Annotated in this window: 20 protein-coding genes and 1 pseudogene; 16 read left to right on the top strand and 5 right to left on the bottom strand. The window is 39.4% G+C overall.

The features are described from left to right. Positions 1–256: 256 nt before the first annotated feature. On the top strand, positions 257–508 hold the full coding sequence (locus J7E77_RS16495; protein ID WP_214715776.1) for a hypothetical protein: 252 nt from the start codon (positions 257–259) through the stop codon (positions 506–508). Next, positions 393–842, top strand: a complete 450-nt coding sequence (locus J7E77_RS16490; RefSeq protein ID WP_308160654.1) for a DUF2085 domain-containing protein — start codon at positions 393–395, stop codon at positions 840–842. Before J7E77_RS16495 ends, J7E77_RS16490 begins: the two co-directional genes overlap by 116 nt. Positions 843–910: 68 nt before the next feature. Here the strand turns inward: J7E77_RS16490 and J7E77_RS16485 are convergent, their stop codons facing one another. Next, positions 911–1,384, bottom strand: coding sequence for a divergent PAP2 family protein (locus J7E77_RS16485; protein WP_214715774.1), 474 nt, complete (start codon positions 1,382–1,384; stop codon positions 911–913). Between the two features lie 95 nt (positions 1,385–1,479). After that, positions 1,480–2,496, bottom strand: coding sequence for a S66 family peptidase (locus J7E77_RS16480; protein WP_214715772.1), 1,017 nt, complete (start codon positions 2,494–2,496; stop codon positions 1,480–1,482). Positions 2,497–2,641: 145 nt separating this feature from the next. On the opposite strand from J7E77_RS16480, the gene J7E77_RS16475 reads away from it, so the two are divergent. Together J7E77_RS16475 and J7E77_RS16470 are read left to right on the top strand one after the other, a co-directional pair. Further along, positions 2,642–3,478: an aldo/keto reductase gene (locus J7E77_RS16475; RefSeq protein ID WP_214715891.1), complete on the top strand. Its 837-nt coding sequence runs from the start codon at positions 2,642–2,644 to the stop codon at positions 3,476–3,478. A 167-nt stretch (positions 3,479–3,645) separates the two neighbouring features. Continuing rightward, complete coding sequence (locus tag J7E77_RS16470) at positions 3,646–6,837, top strand: DEAD/DEAH box helicase (RefSeq protein ID WP_214715771.1); 3,192 nt, start codon at positions 3,646–3,648, stop codon at positions 6,835–6,837. Positions 6,838–6,877: 40 nt separating this feature from the next. On the opposite strand, the gene J7E77_RS16465 is transcribed toward J7E77_RS16470, so the two are convergent. Then, on the bottom strand, positions 6,878–7,159 hold the full coding sequence (locus J7E77_RS16465; RefSeq protein ID WP_088085596.1) for a YggT family protein: 282 nt from the start codon (positions 7,157–7,159) through the stop codon (positions 6,878–6,880). 110 nt (positions 7,160–7,269) lie between these two features. Then, positions 7,270–7,851 (bottom strand): HAD hydrolase-like protein, encoded by a 582-nt coding sequence (locus J7E77_RS16460; protein ID WP_214715890.1) that lies wholly within the window; start codon positions 7,849–7,851, stop codon positions 7,270–7,272. Between the two features lie 155 nt (positions 7,852–8,006). On the opposite strand from J7E77_RS16460, the gene J7E77_RS16455 reads away from it, so the two are divergent. The 4 genes and pseudogenes from J7E77_RS16455 (at position 8,007) to fabF (ending at position 10,889) form a co-directional block, all read left to right on the top strand. Then, positions 8,007–8,195 (top strand): hypothetical protein, encoded by a 189-nt coding sequence (locus J7E77_RS16455; RefSeq protein WP_214715770.1) that lies wholly within the window; start codon positions 8,007–8,009, stop codon positions 8,193–8,195. Positions 8,196–8,414: 219 nt separating this feature from the next. Continuing rightward, positions 8,415–8,851, top strand: a pseudogene (locus J7E77_RS16450) (DUF1801 domain-containing protein). A gap of 136 nt (positions 8,852–8,987) precedes the next feature. After that, entirely contained in the window at positions 8,988–9,566 is a 579-nt protein-coding gene (locus tag J7E77_RS16445; protein ID WP_214715769.1) for a TetR/AcrR family transcriptional regulator, read from the top strand. Positions 9,567–9,641: 75 nt separating this feature from the next. Beyond that, complete coding sequence (fabF, locus tag J7E77_RS16440; RefSeq protein WP_214715768.1) at positions 9,642–10,889, top strand: beta-ketoacyl-ACP synthase II; 1,248 nt, start codon at positions 9,642–9,644, stop codon at positions 10,887–10,889. 99 nt (positions 10,890–10,988) lie between these two features. On the opposite strand, the gene J7E77_RS16435 is transcribed toward fabF, so the two are convergent. Beyond that, a complete protein-coding gene (locus tag J7E77_RS16435) occupies positions 10,989–11,798 on the bottom strand; it encodes an alpha/beta fold hydrolase (protein ID WP_214715766.1) in 810 nt (269 codons plus the stop codon). A 268-nt stretch (positions 11,799–12,066) separates the two neighbouring features. On the opposite strand from J7E77_RS16435, the gene hemY reads away from it, so the two are divergent. From hemY to J7E77_RS16395, 8 genes are all read left to right on the top strand, one after another. After that, positions 12,067–13,473, top strand: a complete 1,407-nt coding sequence (hemY, locus tag J7E77_RS16430; protein WP_214715764.1) for a protoporphyrinogen oxidase — start codon at positions 12,067–12,069, stop codon at positions 13,471–13,473. Positions 13,474–13,955: 482 nt separating this feature from the next. After that, the gene (locus J7E77_RS16425) at positions 13,956–15,203 is read left to right on the top strand and encodes a cation:dicarboxylate symporter family transporter (RefSeq protein WP_214715763.1); all 1,248 of its coding nucleotides are present in this window, start codon (positions 13,956–13,958) and stop codon (positions 15,201–15,203) included. 433 nt (positions 15,204–15,636) lie between these two features. Beyond that, on the top strand, positions 15,637–16,140 hold the full coding sequence (locus J7E77_RS16420) for a GNAT family N-acetyltransferase (RefSeq protein WP_214715762.1): 504 nt from the start codon (positions 15,637–15,639) through the stop codon (positions 16,138–16,140). Between the two features lie 346 nt (positions 16,141–16,486). Further along, positions 16,487–16,645 carry a YezD family protein gene (locus J7E77_RS16415; protein WP_214715761.1) on the top strand — a complete coding sequence of 53 codons (159 nt, stop codon included), beginning with the start codon at positions 16,487–16,489 and terminating at the stop codon, positions 16,643–16,645. A gap of 218 nt (positions 16,646–16,863) precedes the next feature. Continuing rightward, positions 16,864–17,934: a sulfate ABC transporter substrate-binding protein gene (locus J7E77_RS16410; RefSeq protein WP_214715760.1), complete on the top strand. Its 1,071-nt coding sequence runs from the start codon at positions 16,864–16,866 to the stop codon at positions 17,932–17,934. An 83-nt stretch (positions 17,935–18,017) separates the two neighbouring features. Then, positions 18,018–18,851 (top strand): sulfate ABC transporter permease subunit CysT, encoded by an 834-nt coding sequence (gene cysT / locus J7E77_RS16405; RefSeq protein WP_214715758.1) that lies wholly within the window; start codon positions 18,018–18,020, stop codon positions 18,849–18,851. Between the two features lie 397 nt (positions 18,852–19,248). Then, positions 19,249–20,136: a sulfate ABC transporter permease subunit CysW gene (gene cysW, locus J7E77_RS16400; RefSeq protein WP_214715755.1), complete on the top strand. Its 888-nt coding sequence runs from the start codon at positions 19,249–19,251 to the stop codon at positions 20,134–20,136. A gap of 1 nt (position 20,137) precedes the next feature. Continuing rightward, positions 20,138–21,208: a sulfate/molybdate ABC transporter ATP-binding protein gene (locus J7E77_RS16395; protein WP_214715753.1), complete on the top strand. Its 1,071-nt coding sequence runs from the start codon at positions 20,138–20,140 to the stop codon at positions 21,206–21,208. The last annotated feature ends 8 nt before the right edge of the window (positions 21,209–21,216 follow it).

Genomic DNA, 21,216 nt, shown 5'->3' with positions numbered 1-21,216 from the left:
GAAAAAAGAACCATTTTTGGAAAAGTTGAAACAGGGTCATTAGGACCCATCGAAGCTTAAACATCAAAAAACCTTCAAGCTTACACCAGTCTTTGGCGGTTTTTCTCATTTGCAATACCAAGTTAAATGGAAGAAGGAAAGACCCTCTTCAAAGGCGAAATAGAATGATAGAATTCTATAAAGTTGAGTGGATGGATAAGGAGTCAGGAATAGATTAAATGATAAAAGTTAAGTCCAAATGACAAAGGTGATGGGGATGTTTTTTCTATTATTAACGGCGATGATTATTTGTTTTGTCGTGGGTACCACTTTATTGGTAAAAGGTACAGTAACAGTCGGGGCCATTGCTATTGGTGCCGGAATACTACTGTTGCTGTTTATTTTGATTTATTATGGAAAAAAGAAACATCGAAAAAAGAAATACGATTGGACTCCAGACTGTGATTGTATTCCGGACTTTGATGGGGATTGTGGGCCGGATTGTGATTGTGGACCGGATTGTAATTAATAAAATGAGATTGCTAGATATCATTCCTTGTCATCGGATGAAGTCTCGGAGTATTACGATTAAGGGGTATACTCTCCCCTTATGTGCAAGATGTACGGGTATCTTGCTAGGCTATTTATTTTTCCCGTTTTTGCTGATTGCGGGTATACATTTGTCATTATGGCTCGGACTCCTTTTAAATGTCCCGATGGTTCTTGATGGTTGGACACAGAAAAGGAAATATAGGATGAGTAATAATGTCTTGAGGGTTATCACTGGTATAATGAGTGGATTGGGGCAAAGCGTTCTTATCGTAAGCGGCAGTGATTATATAATTTCCATGCTTGTAGGTTGATAGAGTAGCGGCAAAATTTGGCTGTCATGGCAACAGCCAAATTTAACCTAGAGCACACTCCAAAACGACTAGTTAAACGGATAGAACTGATAGGTTAGCACACCAACAATGATTCCTGTGATCAATCCAAAAAATACTTCTGCCGGTTGATGACCTAATAATTCTTTCAGCTTTTCTCTAGACTCTGTTTTCTTTAACTTCGGGTTTTTTAAGGTATCAATTAAAAGATTGAAATCAACTAACAATGTATTTAAAACCTCTGCATGATAGCCTGCATGTCTTCGAACCCCGGTAGCATCATGCATGACAATTAGTGAAACGATCACAGAAATCGCAAATTCATTAGAATGGAGTCCTGAAGTTAAACCGATAGCAGTAGTTAATGAAATAATTGTAGCTGTATGAGAACTAGGCATTCCGCCAGTGCTAAACATCAAGTTCCATCTTAATTCTCCTGAAGCAAAATAGTGTATCGGAATTTTTACAAATTGGGCAATAAACATTCCTAAAAGGGCGGCTAAAATGGGATAGGATAAAAACATGTAATCCTCCTAATTTGAGTTTTTCCTTAGAATATGGCTTACTTTTGATTGGGCTAAACTTGACTTAAGAGCCCTGCTTTTTCGGCACAAATAAATTAAGGCCGGAAAAATTGTAAGACGGTTCCTTTCCTTTCAGAGACTTCCACCTCACCATAAGCACCATTGATGAAGGTGATTTGTGGTGGGAGGTGCCCGCAGTCAATATCATAAATAATTGGGATATCAAGCTCAGCGGCAAGGTCTTGATAGACATCCTCCACCGTATAGTTTTCCACAGACCTATTAGCATCACTCCGGCCAAACATCAATCCTGAACAGTTTTCAAACCACCCAGCTAACCTCATTTGAACCAATGATCTTCGCAAATCAGCCGTATTCATTCCACAATTCTCAAGATACCAAATGACGGGCTCACCGTTGATATGTTGTTTTCTAAACTTTTCTACATCACCGAAGGGCGTCCCAATAAGATGTCTGATAATGTCTATACATCCGCCAAGTAATCGACCTTGTATCCTAACCGGTCGGTTCCCGACAGTATTCCAAGCGGTTTGTTCGGTTAAATGAAAAACACAGGGAGAAGGATTGGTATGCTGCCATTCCTTTTGATACTTTTCAGAGGAAGGTTGAATCACAGATTCTCCTTTGTTTGTCGACAAGACCGACTGCCACATGGCTGTCGTTTCATCCATAAATTCCCCACGTAAATCTACAATATTTGTCCCGTGCGCCGTAGCAATACCTGTCTTTAAGGTAATGGCTAGTAATAATCCACTAATATCTGAGTATCCTAATACCCACTTATTTTTTATATTTTCAAAGTCAATATGTTTGAGAGTCTCGATCAATAATTCGCCGCCCCACGGCGGAATAAGGATGTCAATTTCATTGTCACACATCATGGTATTAAATTCAGCCGCACTTTTTAGAGCTGGGGCTGATTTTGCCTTGTTTTGAGTCCAAGCTGTTTCCCCACAGTTTACCTTGAATCCTCGTTGTTCCATTCGGCTGCATGCAAGTTTAAGTATTTCATGTAATTGTGGCGGCACCCCTGAAGAGGGTGCGGTTACTCCGATGGTTGCTCCTTTTTTTAAATGCGGATAGGTAATCATGAGGATCCCTCCAAACGTTTTTACATGATTTTACCAAAATGAACGACACGTTGCTACATATTAATAAAGCAATTCCTTAGAATGGAATTTTTTCAATAATTATGTGATTATTATAACAACGACCAAATTAAAGGAGGAATAAATGATGCCGACAAATTTGAAAGATACGACAACATTAAGCAATGGAGTAAAGATGCCATGGGTGGGATTAGGCGTTTTTAAAGTAACCGAAGGGGAAGAGGTTATTCAGTCTGTAAAAGCTGCTATCAAAAACGGATACATAAGCATTGATACAGCCGCTATTTATGGGAATGAAGAAGGTGTAGGCCAGGCGATTAAGGGTTCTGGCGTTCCCCGTGAGGATTTGTTTATTACGACAAAGCTTTGGAATTCCGAACAGGGATATGAATCAACGTTAAAGGCATTTGAAACAAGTCTTACTAAACTTGGACTTGATTACTTAGATCTTTATTTAATTCACTGGCCAGGTAAAGAAAAATATAAAGAAACATGGAAGGCGTTTGAAAAACTTTACAAAGAGGGGCGTGTGCGTGCGATTGGCGTAAGTAACTTCCAAGTTCACCATTTAGAAGATTTAATCAGTTCTGCAGAGATTAAACCGATGGTAAATCAGGTGGAGTTCCATCCGCACTTAACCCAAAAAGAGCTTCTTGCCTATTGTAAAAATGAAGGAATTCAACTGGAAGCATGGTCGCCTTTAAAACAAGGGAAGCTTCTTAGTGAACCGGTTCTAGAAGATCTTGCGCATAAATATAATAAATCTGTTGCTCAAGTCATCTTGCGCTGGGATTTACAGCATGGAGTGGTTACGATTCCAAAATCAATCAAAGAACATCGCATTATTGAAAATGCGGATATTTTTGATTTCGAATTATCCACTGAGGATATGGACAAAATTGATGGATTGAATCAAGATAGCCGTGCTGGGTCCCATCCGGATACGATGAGCGTAGGCTTTTAATATTTCAAGCGTCTGCCATTCAGAAATGAATAGCAGACGCTTTTTTTACTTCAACCATCTTATCATTCCTTCCTACTACTATGTTGAAGTAAATTATAAAAAATAGTACGTATGCTATAATGTTCTATATCTTAATTGGTGCAGAAACTCAGGAAGGAGCAGGACACGTGAACATCCCATTAAATCAAAAACTCATCAAAGAAATGTGTGGCACTGTCTCCTTCAAACGAGGAGATTATTTTTATCAAACGAATAAAGTCACATTTGAACAATATCGACCTGACCGTTGTCAAGCTACGGTAACAGGTGAGGAAGACTTCCATGTGACAATCGAAGCGAGTGGCAACGATGATATTTTAACGGAATGCAGCTGCCCAAAGCTTGCCTCGTTTACAAAGGATTGTCAGCATATTGCGGCCGTTTTATTGGCAGTTTACGAGCACCAACAGAAAGGAACCATCCCGATGGTTTCCAATTCCACTAATCAGGATCTGACGGAAGGGTTACTGACACTTTTTACGGATCAGCCTGTCCGCTCAAGCGGTCATCAACTCCATTTTGAGAAAAGAAATGTGCTTGATATCGAGTTTACCTGTAAACCCATGGAGGTTGGCAAAGGAAGATACCTATTCGCTATCGAAATGACCGTCGCGTCAACTGAGGTGGAAAATATCCGAATGTTTTTGGAGCGGGTAAGTACGGGAAAGACTTACTCACTTTCGAGCTCATTCCAATACGATCCAAATCTCCATTGCTTTCAAAAAGAAACCAATGCCATTTTGGAGCAGCTCATCCAAGTACTACGGGATGAAAAGGTTTATGTGGATGTGGTGCCTGACACCAATCAACATCAGATGCTGTTCATTCCATCATCCTCTTGGGAACGGCTGCTTCCGTTCCTCATAAAAATTCCCTATGTGAAGGTGAAATCTGAGGGACATACCTTTCAAGGTCTGCACTTATCAGCCGAATCGCTGCCATTACAGTTTGATTTTACAAAAGCGGAAGGAAACGGTTATCAACTGAAGGTTAAAAACTTGCATCGGATGATTTTCTTAAGTGCCTATCATTCCGTTTTATACGAAGGGAAAGTAAAACAACTAGAAGATCAGGACTATAAACGCCTATCGGATCTGAAAAAGATGTTGGATGCCTCAGGAACCAATCAAATTCCCATTCCGCAAGAGCAAATCCGCTTTTTTCTGGAAAAGGTTGCGCCAGGGTTAAAAAAACTAGGGCAGGTTACGATTGCAGAAACGATCACGAAGCAATTGATGAATACACCACTCGTGGCCAAACTCTACTTGGATCGTGTCAAAAACCGCTTGCTAGCTGGACTCGAATTTCATTACGAAAATTGGATCATTAATCCATTGGAAAGTAGAGATCTCCCATCTGGCTCTTTAGTAATCCGTGATGTAGAAAAGGAAGATGAAATCCTCCAGCTCTTTGAGGATAGCTCGTTTGCCAAGACAGATGGTGGATATTTTCTTCATAATGAAGAACTGGAGTATGACTTTCTGACCTATGTCATTCCAAAGCTCCAAAAGCTGGTCCGAATTTATGCGACTACGGCTGTAAGAAATCGGATTTCTAGAGGGAATTTTCGCCCGCAGGTTAGGGTGAGGATCAAAAAAGAACGAACCAATTGGCTTGAATTTAAATTTGAAATGGACGGCATTCCTGAAAGACAAATACGTGAGGTATTGTCAGCACTAGAGGAAAAACGGAAATATTATCGTATGCCTAATGGGTCGCTGCTCTCGCTTCAGACGAGAGAATTCGATGAAATTCAGCGTTTTCTTTACTCACCACTAGCCAAGAATAAGGATCTCGCCAGTGGTTTGGATTTACCAATTGAGCAGAGTCTTCAACTTCTTGATACGGTTGAGGTTAGTCATGCGTTTAAGTTAGAGGAATCCTTTCGGCAGTTCCTTGATCACCTTCACAATCCAGGCCGGTTGGAGTTTGAGGTGCCAACGAGTTTAGAGCCCATCCTTAAAGATTATCAAAAGCATGGGTTTAAATGGATGAAGACTCTGGCATACTACGGCTTCGGCGGGATACTGGCCGATGATATGGGACTTGGAAAAACGATTCAAAGCATCGCTTTTATTATGTCAGTTCAGTCCGATATCCGTAAAAATAACCAGCCAGCCCTCGTTGTTTGTCCGTCATCCTTGACGTATAACTGGCTAAGTGAAATCAGGAAATTTGCTCCCCAGGTTAAGGCCGCTGTCATTGATGGAACAAAAGCTGAGCGAACCAAGCTTCTGAAGGAAGGGAAGGATGTCGATGTAATGATCATCTCCTACCCGTTACTGCGCCGCGAGATCAGTTGGTTTGAGAAGCAATCCTTTCATACGGTGTTTTTTGATGAAGCGCAAGCCTTTAAAAATCCGTTGACGCAAACAGCCCGTGCAGCAAAGATGTTACAGGCCAATCATCGCTTTGCACTTACGGGGACACCCGTGGAAAATTCCGTGGAAGAGCTGTGGTCAATTTTTCATGTTGTCTTTCCTGAACTGTTCCTTGGGCTAAAGGAATATAGTAAGCTTTCAAGGAAAAACATTGCACGGAGAATCCGTCCTTTTTTACTGCGCAGGTTGAAGGAGGATGTCCTTGCCGAACTTCCTGAAAAAATGGAGTCGCTGGAGTCTGTAGAACTGCTCCCAGAACAAAAAAAGCTGTATGCAGCCTACTTGGCGAAACTTAGGCATGACACATTAAAGCATCTGGACAAGGACACGATTCGAAAAAATAGAATCAAAATCCTAGCGGGTTTGACTCGTTTGCGGCAGATTTGCTGTCATCCAGTCTTGTTTGTCGATGGGTATCAAGGGAATTCAGCGAAATTCGAACAACTCTTGCAGATTGTTGACGAATCCAAGCTTTCTGGAAGAAGAGTATTAATTTTTTCACAGTTTACGAAAATGCTTGATCTTATCGGCCGAGCGTTAACTGCGAAAGGATTGCCTTATTTTTACCTGGATGGACAGACTCCATCTGAAGAACGAGTCGAAATCTGCGAGCGCTTTAATCGCGGTGAACGGGATTTGTTCCTCATTTCTTTGAAAGCAGGAGGAACAGGTCTTAATTTGATGAGTGCGGATACCGTCATTTTATATGACACGTGGTGGAACCCGGCTGTCGAGGAACAAGCAGCCGATCGTGCCCACAGGATGGGTCAGAAAAATATCGTCCAGGTAATCAAGCTGGTTGCCCGAGGGACAATCGAGGAAAAAATGAATGAACTGCAAGATAAAAAGCGACATCTCATAGAAGAAATAATCGATTCTGATGAGAAAGTCATGTCAACTCTTACTGAAGAGGATATCAGGGAGATATTGATGATATAGAAAAAAGGAGCTGCAGCGCAACTCCTTTTTTTAATAGCTTTTATGCCCCGATGACATTCAATGATTGACGGAGACCTTCTAAAGCAAATTGCCTGATAAATCTAAAGGCAAATAATGCGATGATCGGTGAAAAGTCAATCGGACCAAGAGGGGGGATAAACCTTCTGAATAATCCTAAATATGGTTCGACAAGCTTGGCAATCCAGATACCAATCTTTGTTGCTTGAAACTGAGGAAACCAGGAACTGAAAATAGATATTAAGATTAACCAATAATAAATCTCAAAAGCATACTGTCCAATCAGTAAAATATTCGAGCCCAATATAGATCTTCCATTCTATAATAATTTTTTAATCGTACAAACCTAACTTATGTATACATATACGATTGAGGTCCAATAAAGTTTCAAAATATTAATAAGGAACTTCCAACCTATTTCTGTTGAAGAGGGTTAAGAACTTCTGCGACAAAATCGGCATAGCTGTCGATATGAAAATCAGCTTCAATGTTTCGATTTTGAAATGCACACGTTTTAATATTTAATTCTCGAGCGGGAATTAAATCTAAGTCACGGTCACCGACGACCAAATCAATATGGTGACTTTTTAGAACATATTCGTAGGAGGAGCTGTGGGGTTTTCTTGTAAAACCTTGTTCCTCAACAGAAACAATCTCTTTAAAGTATTTGTCTAAATGATATTTTTTAAGCAGAAAGATGGTCGATTCCTTATCGCGATGCGTAACAATAATATTGTGATCAACAGAAGATAAGGCTTCCGCTAAGTACTCAAATGGCTTGCTTTCCGTCTTTGAATAATAGTTATGTAAGGTTTGATACTCAAGTCTCTGCTTCTCATCTATTCCATAATGTTTAAAGGCCGTTTTGGAATCAATTTTTAGCCACCTTAGCACCTCATCGCGATCAAGGTCTTGTTGGCTTAAGTTGATGAATCCAGAGACAAGGGCTGGATAGGTATCAAAAAGGGTCCCGTCGAAATCCCATAATACGTTAATAATAATCCCTCTTTTCAGAAACGTTTGATTTTATCTTTAATGAGAGTACCATAAGATTATATAAAAAAGAAACGATCAGGTCACATTGATGTCTGAAATTTGTTATACTTTTCATGAGTAATGTACATGTTAAAAGATAGAAATGGGGGATAACAATGTCATTTGATAATTCAGTACTGGGGTTACCGTATTTTAGCTTAGAAGCAGCATCAGTGGACAAGAGTCCAAGTGAAATGGTCATTACAGACCAAACTGGAGAAAATTATTACATAGTTACAAGGGAAGTATATGAGGACGGCCCGCAACAAAACGGTTATAAAGTGGTTGTAGAAGAAGGAGAGTAATGTTACTCTCCTTTTTTTATGGGATATTTATTACTTTTTGTAAAAAGCCCAACTGTTTAATTCGTACTTATCATTAATTGTTACCTTTGACGGCAATTTCCAAAGGAGACGGTCACGATTAAAAGAGTATAAATTAATACAGGAGTCTGTAATTTGTTTTTTTACTAATAATGCATTTGAAAACATTTATCATCAAATATAAAGAATAGGAGTGAAAAAATGAGCTATCAACAAAAAACAAAAGAAACTGATAACAGTGTAATTGAGTTTATTGAGAATGTAGAGAACCCAAAAAAACGCGAGGATGCGTATAAATTAATAGATATATTTACTGAAACCACAGGTTTTGAGGCAAAGATGTGGGGACCAAGTATTATTGGTTTCGGTTCCTATCATTATAAATATACATCCGGTCATGAGGGGGATGCCCCTTTGGTGGGCTTTTCACCTCGAAAGGCAAAAATTAGTTTGTATTTTGCACGGGAGAAACAAAGCGTGAGGAATTGCTTAAGGACTTTGGGAAACATACGACTGGAAAAGGGTGCGTGTATATTAATAAGGTAGCCGATATTGATATCGATGTATTAGAAGAATTAATTACCCAATCGGTCCAATTTTTGCAAAAAAAATATCCGTATTCGAACAGCAGCGAGTAAGTTGGTCTGCAGCTGAAGCCACTGAAAAATGTCCCAGTGAATCGAGAAGACCATTTGTACATTATTTGACAAAAATCATATGATTGGTGTTAAATAAAAAAGACCGATTGTTCTTTTTGGTGGAGGTGAGTATAATATGAATAAAGGAGAACGAACAAAAAATTATATTATCGAGCAATCTTCATCATTATTTAATAAAAATGGGTATAAATCCACGTCTATCTCTGAAATTATGGCGGCTACTGGGCTAAAAAAAGGTGGAATTTATAATCATTTTGAAAATAAAGATGACCTAGCTAAAGCGTCATTTTCTTATGCTCTAAATACATTGAAAAATAATTATATCGAAGCAGTCACATCAAAGAGTACTGCAATTGAACAATTCAATGCTTTTATATCTGTTTTTAAAACACTGATTCAGGATGAGTTCATCATGGGTGGATGTCCTTTAATGAATGCCGCAATTGAAGCAGATGATTCAAAAGTTGAATTCGAAGATTTAATAAAAGAAGGATTCTTTGGCTTAATTAAACTCATCAAAGGGATTATCCAACATGGAAAGAATCAAAATGAAATAAACAAAGCTGTAGACTCTGATCAAATGGCTGTATTCATTTTATCCTCATTGGAGGGTGCTTTAGCTCTAAGTCGTTTGTACAAGGATGACGAATATTTAGAAATGGTCATTTTACAGATAAAATCAAACCTTTTCTAATGGTTTATTAATATATTTTTTTAAAATAAAACAGACCGTTTGGTTTTTTAAAATATTAAGAAGGAGGTTTTTTCTATGGCACGCAGAGTAGTAATAACAGGGTATGGTGTCGTCTCTCCATTAGGAAATGATGTTGAAACGTTTTGGAATCATATTAAGGCTGGAAAATCTGGTATAAAAAAAATAGATCATAATGGCTTTGAAGATATCAATACAAAAATTGGCGGTGTCATTCAAGACTTTTATCCTGAAAAATATTTAGATAAAAAAGAATTAGGTAAATATGATTTATTTGTTCAATATGCCTATGCTGCAGCAAAACAAGCTGTGGATCAAGCGAAACTAGATCCACAATTGACTGACTTAGAGCGAATGGGGGTTTTCATAGGTTCGGGGATTGGCGGGTTAAATACAGTATTAGAAAATCATCAACTCTTTTTAGAAAAAGGTCCTAGAAGAGTCTCTCCCTTTATGGTGCCTATGATGATTAGCAATATGGCTGCTGGTATCGTCTCCATTAAAACAGGTTTTAAAGGTGCAAGTTTTTCACCTGTGTCAGCATGTGCGACCGGAAACCAGGCAATTGGGGAAGCATTCTTGAATATACGGCATGGCTATTCCGATGCAATCCTTGCCGGAGGAGCAGAAGCAACGATTAATCCTCTGGCCTATGCTGGTTTCTCAAGGATGAAAGCAATGTCCACCAATAATGATTCACCTGAAAAAGCAAGTAGACCATTTGACAAAGAACGAGATGGCTTTGTCATGTCGGAGGGAGCAGGAATCTTATTGCTTGAAGATTATGAGCATGCCCAAAAAAGGGGGGCAGCTATTTTAGGTGAAATCATTGGCTACGGATCCACAACCGATGCTCACCATATTACATCCCCTGCTTATCAGGGGGCAGAAAGGGCGATGAGACTTGCCTTGAAAATGGCAGAGATCCCGCCAACATTAGTCAATTATATCAATGCCCATGGAACAAGCACTCCTGAAGGGGACAAATCAGAAACAAAGGCAATAAAAGAGGTATTTAAAGACCATGCCTATCAATTGAAGGTAAGCTCTACTAAATCGATGACAGGTCACTTATTTGGAGCAGCAGGAGGAGTAGAGGCAATCATCACTCTGAAAAGCATTTTGGAAGATACAATCCCACCAACTATTAATTATGAAAATCCAGATGAAGAATGTGATCTGGATTATGTGCCGAACCATTCAATTCAAACAGAAGTAAACTATGCTATCTCCAACGGCTTTGGGTTTGGTGGACACAATGCCGTCTTAGTATTTAAAAAATTTACGGAAGGTTTAATTAAATAGATATAAACAAGCGCTTCCCACTTATTGGCGTGGAAAGCGCTTGTTTTTTTGTTGTGAAGATGAACATCCAGTAGGGAAATCGTACATAAGAATATCACTTTACCCAATGAAATTTGCCAATTCATTCGTAAACTTCTTTTGCTCTTCCCAGAACAAACCATGACCACTGTGTTCAAACCAAACAAGCTTAGAGTTGATAATTCCCTGATGCAAGATGGAAGCCAGCGGTGGCAAACAAATTTGATCATGTTGACCATGAAGAATCAATGCAGGCACCTGAATTCTCTTGATATCTGTAAATAAGGTTTCATCTCTTAAGGAGTTTAGTAGGCCTGCAGTGGAATGCCCTGCTGCTTCAAGTCCTAATTGAAAGAACCAGTCTGAGAAATGTTTTGTGAGCGCCTGATGGAAGAACATGTTCGTGAAATCAGAGAGCATTTTCGGCCGATCGTTATATATCTGCCCCAGTAGTAAATTGACATCCTTCGCCTCTAATCCAAAAGGAAAGCCTGGCCGCTTTATAAAACTAGGGGCAGCCGCACCAAAAAGGGCTAATTTCGATACCCCAAAGCCCTTATGGCGTTCCATATACCTGATAACAATCGCTCCACCGACAGAATGACCTGCAAGCGTGAAACTCTGTAAACGAAGTGCTTTAACAATTTCCCGAATATCATCAGCAAGTCTATTGTACGAGTACCCTTCCCAAGGTTTATCTGACTTGCCAAATCCCCTTAGATCGATCCCAATACACCGATATCCCATCGCAGGAAGGACATTAAACTGATATTCAAATAATTTATGATTGGCTGGCCAGCCATGAACAAAGAGGATGGTTTTACTACTTTTACGATTTACATCTTCAACATATATATTCACTTCAGGAGCAACTTTAACATAATATCCCATTTTTTATCCCTCCTTTGAAAAAGGTATGGAAAAGTCCTTTTATCAATAAGCTATTCATGGATAGCTAGGCTAATACATTCGTGAACATTTTGGTACAAGTTGTAAATTTCTACTTTTTATTTTATTTAATAGTTTAAAATGATAAATGTAGGAGAATGGATCGCACTCTCCTTAATAAAAATATAGATATGTGAAATTGTGAGCAAACTAACTTTCATACAGCATAGAATTTTTTTCTAAAAATAATTATCTGGAGCTGGTTTCTGAAATGGAGAAAAAGAAGGTCGTCATAATAGGTGGAGGAATCACAGGTTTAGCAACAGCATTCTACCTGCAAAAGGAGATCAAGGATAGAGCACTGCCGCTTGTAGTCAAGCTATATGAAGCTTGTGACCGATTTGGCGGTGTGATTCACACGGTGAAGAGGGATGGCTTTATGATTGAAAAAGGTCCCGATTCCATTCTGGCTCGAAAAGCCAGTGCGCTTAAATTAATTAAAGAAGTCGGCTTAGAAGACAAAGTGGTCGCGAATACAGCCGGGAAATCTTATATATACGTTAGAGGAAGGATCCATTCGATGCCTGAGGGAGCATTCATGGGGATCCCAACCCAGGTTACACCATTTGCGCTCTCAGGACTCTTTTCCCCACTAGGAAAACTACGGGCAGCAGGTGATTTTATTTTACCAAAAGGAAAGGAAAAGGCAGATCAATCCCTCGGTGAGTTTTTCAGAAGAAGGCTTGGGGATGAAATAGTGGATAACTTAATCGACCCTCTACTGTCAGGAATTTATGCAGGCGATATCGACCGCTTAAGCTTAATGTCATTGTTTCCGATGTTCTATCATATGGAGCAAAAACATCGAAGCCTTGTGCTTGGCTTAAAAAAAACGATGCCAGCCCCACCTAAAACAGCGAAAAAAGAACCTTCAAAAAAAGGAATGTTTCTCTCCTTATCAACCGGTTTGGAATCGTTAATTGACGAAGTCGTCAAGCGGATGGATGAGGGAGCTGTTAGCAAAGGAGTCCCTGTTGAAAAAATTGTGAGAGATCAAAACCACTATTCGATTACCTTCGCCAATGGAACGGTTGAACAGGCGGACAGCGTGGTCATTGCGACAGAACATTTCCATGCACAAAAAATGCTTTCTGATTATCCGTTCATGCACACGTTTGATGATATGCCATCCTATTCTGTGGCCAACGTTGCCATGGCATTTCCAAAGTCGGCAATTAAACAGGACATCGAGGGGACAGGCTTTTTAGTGTCGAGAAACAGTGACTTTAGAATAACTGCCTGCACATGGACGCATAAAAAATGGCCTGGTACGACACCAAAGGATATGGCCTTATTACGCTGTTATGTTGGAAAACCAAATGATCAAGCGGCCGTTGATTTATCAGATGAAGAGATTATTAATATTGCATTACGGGATTTAAATAAAACCATGAACATAACCGATAAACCATTGTTCCATATCATCACAAGATGGAAAAAGGCGATGCCGCAATACAATGTTGGTCATATTGAACGGATGAAGAGTGTGAAGGAATCACTGATTAAGGAATTACCCGGAGTATTTCTAGCTGGAGGTTCCTATGAAGGTGTTGGTATTCCAGACTGTATCGACCAAGGCGAAGCTGCGGTTAAAAAGGTACTCGAGTTTTTGAGATAGTCAATAAGATGGAGTAGGGATTCGAAATTCCTGCTCTATTTTTTTTGACTGGAATCAATATCGTTTAATGGGATATTTTCCAATAAAATGCCAAATGAGAGGAGGAGCATACCGCTCTCATTTGGCGTTTTTAGAATAACTTCTAATGACTTTTTGTGTAAGCATTGTTACCAACTTTTTAACTGATTCGAATGTAAAAATGGTAAATATGTCAATTTGATGGCGGATTTTCTGAATGTAATAACTAATCAATTAATAGGCGCGAAGCCTTGGTATCTATGGTTTTTATTATATCAATATCATAAATGAGAGTAATTCCCACTTAAATATAGGTTGTTTAATAGAAGAATTATCATTAAAATAAAGATAGATTGTTTAGTAGAGAGAAATTATCATTTTATAAAAAAATTTGAAAGATTGTACTTCTTAGTTGATACCTCTATGTAATCAACTTTTAATATTATAAAAAAGGGGAAATACAAATGAAGAAGATTAGTTTAGCATGGCAGATTTTCATTGGTCTAACACTCGGTATTATTGTCGGTGCGGTTTTTTACGGTAATCCACATGTGGCAAGCTACCTTCAGCCAATTGGCGATATATTTATTCGCTTAATTAAGATGATTGTTGTCCCAATTGTTATCTCCAGCCTTATTGTTGGTGTTGCTGGCGTTGGTGATATGAAGTCTTTAGGAAAACTGGGCGGGAAAACCCTGCTTTATTTTGAAATCATTACCACGATTGCGATCATTGTTGGACTTCTTGCTGCGAACGTGTTTCAGCCAGGAGATGGCGTTGATAAATCGAAACTTACCAAAACGGATATTAACAGCTATGTAAGTACAGCCGAAAAAACTGAGTCTCATTCTATGATTGACACCGTTGTAAATATTGTTCCGACGAACATCATTCAATCATTAGCTAACGGAGAAATGTTACCAATTATTTTCTTCTCTGTTATGTTTGGACTTGGTGTGGCAGCGATTGGAGAGAAAGGGATACCAATTATCAATTTCTTCCGAGGAACGGCCGATGCGATGTTCTATGTCACAAACCAAATCATGAAGCTCGCGCCATTCGGTGTGTTTGCATTAATTGGTGTTACTGTTTCGAAATTTGGAATTACCTCATTAATTCCACTGGGAAAACTAGTCCTGGTTGTATACGGATCCATGTTTTTCTTCATTCTTGTCATCCTTGGATTAGTAGCAAAAATTGCAGGATTCAATATTATCCACCTCATTAAATATTTAAAAGACGAATTAATTTTAGGTTACACGACAGCAAGTTCAGAAACCGTTCTTCCAAAAATTATGGAAAAAATGGAGAAATTGGGCTGTCCTAAGTCGATTACATCTTTCGTGATTCCAACAGGATATTCCTTTAATCTAGATGGCTCCACGCTTTACCAAGCGATTGCCGCTCTGTTTATTGCGCAAATGTATGGAATTCATATGAGTATTGGACATCAAATTACATTAGTTCTTGTATTGATGTTAACATCTAAAGGAATTGCCGGGGTACCAGGTGTATCGTTTGTTGTTCTACTAGCCACTTTGGGCAGCGTAGGTATTCCTGTAGAAGGACTAGCATTTATTGCCGGAATTGACCGTATTCTTGATATGGCTCGTACTTGTGTAAACATTGTCGGAAACTCTTTGGCTGCAATTGTTATTACCAAATGGGAAGGCCATGAGCTTAAAAATTATCAAGAACGTAAGGTAGCTTAAAATAGGGAAAACAGGACATCTTCTAAAATGGGAGATGTCCTTTTCATCGGGTTAATGATTCTGAATCTTAAATAAAGTCAGGTAATATTATTGACTTATAAAAGTTTTACATACTAAAATGGATAAAACCGATAGAAATACTCATATTTTGATTTGTATATAAACGAGAAAATTGATTTTCCAAATTTATGGGGCTATTTACGAGATTTATTTCAAACCCCCGGTTTTGGAGATACGACAGAATTCGATGCAATTAAACGGCATTATCATCTGTCGAACCATATCGCTAGTGATGATCAGAAGGGATATAATATCTTGCCGAAGGGTCCCGACCTCTCTGGGCTTACTTCTCAACATGGTCGACAAGTTTTAAGTAATAAGGTTGAAAAGTTTTTAATACACTGAGAAAAACTGACTAGAAGCAGGTGGTAAAATGATTATTCGTAATGCTGCAGCGGATGAATTATCATTCATTCGAGAACAAAGAGTAAACTCATATGAAGAACATGCCCAAAACATTCCTGAAGATCATTGGAAGGCTCTTAAACATTCAATCTCGTCGGATGCTGATGCGCAGGAGGATGTGGAACGAATTGTTGCTGAAATTGATGGGAAAATAGTAGGCAGTGTTGCCTTGTTTCCTGCAAAAACCGATGCCTACGAAGGATTGGTAGATGAGTTGGATTATCCTGAAATACGAATGCTCGCAGTGACACCGCAAGCTCGAGGCAATGGGGTGGCAAAAGCACTGATTTCAGAATGTATTCGACGAGCGAAAGTGCAAGGCTGTCATTCAATCGGCCTGCATACCGCAGATTTTATGAAAAGTGCGATGGGACTATACGGCCGCCTTGGTTTTGAAAGGTTACCGCAATTCGATTTTGAACCTGCGGATGACGGCATCATAGTGAAAGCGTATCGACTTACTTTTGAATAGTACTTTATTGTTTTGGAAAGCTGGTACTAGAAATTATTTTATAAAACCCACTTGACAGGTAGGAAAAGTCAGAATAAAATGTAAATAATTCAAAGAAAACAATTAATTTAATATTAAGCTGATTGGAAAACCAAAGGCTTATACTCTTATTTAGGGGTATAAGTCTTTTTTTATTCGAAGGGGGACTAATTATGATCTATCCGATTAGTAAGTGGAGTCCACATTGTTGTCAGTCATTTTGTATTTTTTCAGGTTTATGTAGATGAATAGAATCAAAGGGTCTTTTTTTAGACTATAAAACCAAGTATTCCTATGTGATATTAGCAGTTTAAGGGAGGATGAAAATATGGCAATTGTGGATCAAGCAAAAGCAAACTATATTCTAACGACACTAAAGGGGATGGAGTATGGTTCTGTGGTCATAACCGTTCATGACGGTACGATCACTCAAATTGATAAGACAGAGAAAACACGATTTGCACAAAATAAGAGAACATCTAAATAACAAAGATGATTTGCAAAAAGTGACCACACTTATTATTGGATTTATTTTAAAAAAATAGCCGATCAGTCTACTGAAGGCTACTTATTTTCTAGACTATGCGAGAGATGATTGTTGCTCACCGGACTTATCTTAACTCCGAAAAGCAGACAACCGACCTTTAAGCGATAGTCCTAAAAATAGGTAGCCTTTTTTGTTTAAAAAAAAGGAGGAAATCACAAATGAAACTAGCTTACAAATTCACAACCGTGCTTATTCTTATCGCTCTTATTCTGACAGGGTGCAGCAGTCAGCCTAGTAATCAAAGCACTGAGAAAAAAGATAGGGGGACCAAACAAGAGGCCGCGAAAACAAAAGAACCTGTCCAATTATTAAATGTTTCATATGACCCAACCCGAGAACTTTATGAAGAGTTTAACGGAGAATTCGCTAAGTATTGGGAAAAGGAAAAAGGTCAGAAGGTAACTATTCAACAGTCACATGGTGGTTCAGGGAAGCAAGGACGTGCTGTCATCGATGGTCTTGAGGCAGATGTTGTTACGCTGGCATTGGCATATGATATCGATGAGATTGCAAACTTAGGCGGCTTACTTTCGAAGGATTGGCAAAAGAACCTTAAGGATAACTCGACTCCGTATACGTCAACGATTGTGTTTCTAGTTAAAAAGGGGAATCCAAAAGGGATTAAAGATTGGGACGATTTAACGAAAAAGGGAACTTCGGTCATAACTCCAAATCCAAAGACATCCGGTGGTGCCCGTTGGAATTACTTAGCAGCATGGGCGTACGCAAAAGATAAATTTAATGGGGATGAAACGAAAATTAAAAAGTTTATGAGCCAACTATATAAAAATGTTGAAGTATTAGATTCTGGTGCCCGCGGAGCAACTACTACATTCGTTGAACGAGGCATTGGTGATGTCTTGATTGCCTGGGAGAACGAGGCTTTCTTAACACTTAATGAATTAGGAAAAGACAAGTTTGAGATTGTCGTCCCATCCATAAGTATTCTTGCCGAACCGCCAGTTGCTGTGGTGGATAAGAACGTCGAGAAAAAGGGAACTAAAGAAGTTGCTGAGGCTTATTTAAATTATTTATACAGTGATGTAGGACAGGAAATTATCGCAAAGAATTATTATCGCCCCCGTAATCAAGCGATTCTTGACAAGTATGCAGATGTCTTTCCAAAAATTTATTTAGTAACAATTGACAAAGATTTTGGAGGATGGAAAAAAGCACAGGAGACACACTTCAATGATGGCGGGACGTTTGATCAGATTTACCAGCCATAGTAAGTAGTTCAGTTAGACGGGTGTCCTTCATCAGGTGTGATGGGGATGCCCTACATGTATCTTATCCGGAAGGGGTCAACCTCATGGCTCGTTTAGCAAGTTTAAAAGTGAAAAGAAATAGTGTGCTGCCGGGATTCGGCCTTTCGCTCGGATTTACGATGTTTTATATAAGCATCCTTGTCATTCTGCCATTATCCATGATATTTATTCATTCTATGACCGTAGAGTGGTCGAAAATTTGGGGGACGATTTCTGACCCGAGGGTAGTTGCCTCCTATAAACTGAGTTTCGGTGCAGCCTTTTTCGCAGCATTTATTAATGTTATTTTTGGCGTACTAATCGCATGGGTGCTGGTACGTTATCAGTTTTTTGGTAAAAGAATTATTGATGGGCTAGTTGATTTGCCTTTTGCCTTACCAACAGCGATTGCCGGGATTGCCTTAACGACTTTGTATACGGAAAATGGCTGGGTTGGGCAGTTTTTAAGTTTTAAGGTGGCGTTTACTCCGCTCGGGATTACACTAGCATTAACATTTATTGGGCTGCCCTTTGTGGTTCGCACCGTTCAGCCCGTCCTGCAAAGCTTAGAAAAAGAAATGGAAGAAGCGTCGGCTAGTTTAGGTGCAAACCGTTCGCAAACGTTTGTAAAAGTAATTTTTCCAGAAATCCTGCCAGCTGCTCTAACGGGGTTCGCGCTTGCCTTTGCCCGGGCGCTGGGGGAATATGGCTCGGTCGTCTTTATTGCAGGGAATATGCCGATGAAGACAGAAATTACTCCGCTGCTAATCATGACCAAGTTAGAACAATATGATTACGCTGGTGCTACGGCGATAGCAGCTGTTATGTTGATTTTTTCCTTCACGATTCTACTTATTATTAACGTATTGCAGTGGTGGACGAATCGGAAATTTATATAGCTTTTAATAGTTTTAGAGGGTGATTTTGCGATACGTAAATAAAATGGTTCAATCCGCAAATAAACCGGCTAGATGCGCAAATAAACTAGGTATTTCCGCAAATAAACTTTTGTATCCAAGTGAATGATCCGCTGTTTGCGTAAAATTGTTAGTTTTTAACGACGTTCAAGTCTAACTTAGTATAAAATTACACCTTATCAACGAGTTTATAAAATTTATCAGCGGAATATTACCTTTTATCAGCGAATCTAAGCCATATATCAGCGAAAATGAGGTTTTATCAGCGAATCTAAGCCATATATCAGCGAAATCAAAATTAGCAACAATATTCTAACAAAGAACCATTACGGACTCGTCTAAAAAGAGGATATAAATTTAAGTCCAGAAGGAGGTACCTATGGCCGGAAATGTTCCAATCCAATATTCCAGTACACCGCTTCAAACTACAACCCGCAATTCAGAACCGGGACTCGTACGCTGGTTACTAATCACACTCGCATTAGCATTTTTAGGTTTGTTTTTGGTGCTACCATTGGTTGCCATTTTTATAAAAGCCTTTGATAAGGGTATAGCCGTTTTCCTAGAGGCCGTTAGCAATCCAGATGCATTATCTGCAATCAAGTTAACTTTGATCATTACCTTGATTACCGTGCCACTTAATGCCATCTTTGGCGTGGCTGCCGCCTGGGTCGTAACCAAGTTCAATTTTAAGGGAAAAAGTCTACTGATTACGATTATTGATCTGCCATTTGCCATCTCCCCAGTCATCGCGGGATTGGTATTTGTTCTATTATTTAGTGCGCATGGCTTATTTGGACAATGGTTAATCGACCATAATATCAAAATTATTTTCGCAGTACCCGGAATCGCCCTGGCAACACTTTTAGTGACATTGCCCTTTGTCGCCCGGGAACTCATTCCATTGATGCAAACTCAGGGGACGGCCGATGAGGAAGCATCCTTGACACTGGGGGCGAGCGGTTGGAAGACATTCCTTTTGGTAACTCTGCCGAATATTAAATGGGGACTATTATATGGGATTATTCTCTGTAGTGCTCGAGCAATTGGGGAGTTTGGAGCTGTTTCGGTCGTTTCAGGACATATCCGAGGAATGACGAATACAATGCCGCTCCATATTGAAATTTTATACAATGAATATCAATTTTCCGCGGCATTTGCGGTTGCTTCCTTAATGTCATTTTTTTCCATCATAACCTTGATTGTAAAAAATGTCATTGAATGGAAAGCAAAAAAATCATTTGAACCTGGAGAAGGAGTTCACTAAGATGAGCATTCAAATTCAAAATATCTCAAAATCATTTGGGAACTTTCAAGCCCTCGATCAAATTAATCTTGATATTCAAACAGGGGAGCTCGTCGCTCTTCTTGGTCCGTCTGGTTCTGGGAAAACATCACTTCTAAGAATCATCGCAGGCTTAGAAGGTGCGAATCAGGGAGCCATTTTGTTCGGAGAAGAAGACATGACCCATATCAGTACAAAGGAGCGGAAAGTAGGATTTGTTTTCCAGCATTATGCCTTGTTTCGTCATATGACTGTTTTTGAAAATGTGGCCTATGGATTAAAAGTCCGGCCAAGGAAAACGCGTCCTTCCAAAACCGAAATAAAAGAAAAGGTCATGGAATTACTAAAGCTAGTAAAATTAGAAGCCTTTGCTGAACGGTATCCTTCCCATTTGTCAGGCGGCCAGCGGCAGCGGGTGGCATTAGCGAGAGCACTGGCTGTTGAGCCCAAGGTTCTCTTGTTAGATGAACCATTTGGTGCGTTAGATGCCAAAGTCCGCAAAGATCTTCGCAGATGGCTAAGAAAGCTCCATGATGACTACCAGATTACGAGCATTTTTGTGACGCACGACCAAGAGGAAGCGCTGGATGTTGCCGACCGAGTTGTCGTGATGAATGAAGGGAAGATTGAGCAAATCGGCACGCCAGAGGAAGTATATGAAAATCCAAACAGTCCTTTTGTTTATCACTTTTTAGGAAATGTTAATTTGTTTAAAGGGCGCCTCCATAAAGGGAAATTACAACACGGTAATTTTGAAGTCGATGCACCCGAATTCTCCGCAACAGAGAATACCGAGGCAGTCGGTTACGTTCGACCGCATGATATAAGTATCGAAAGAGAGGCTAGCCTGGATTCAGTTGCTGCAAAAATTAATTATATTCATTTAGTCGGCGCCACCGTCCAACTTGAACTGATTCGAAAAGATAATGGCGAGTACCTAGAAGTGGAATTAAGAAAGGAGCAATTTCGAAGCCTTAATCTAAAGTCAGGGGAAGAAGTGTTTGTAAAACCAAAACAATTAAAGGTTTTTATTCCTGCTGATTATTCCATTTAAATAAGAAA

The organism is Bacillus sp. ISL-77, from assembly GCF_018613105.1.
Note: the sequence above shows the minus strand (reverse complement) of the source record. Positions and strands in the feature narration are given on the sequence as shown.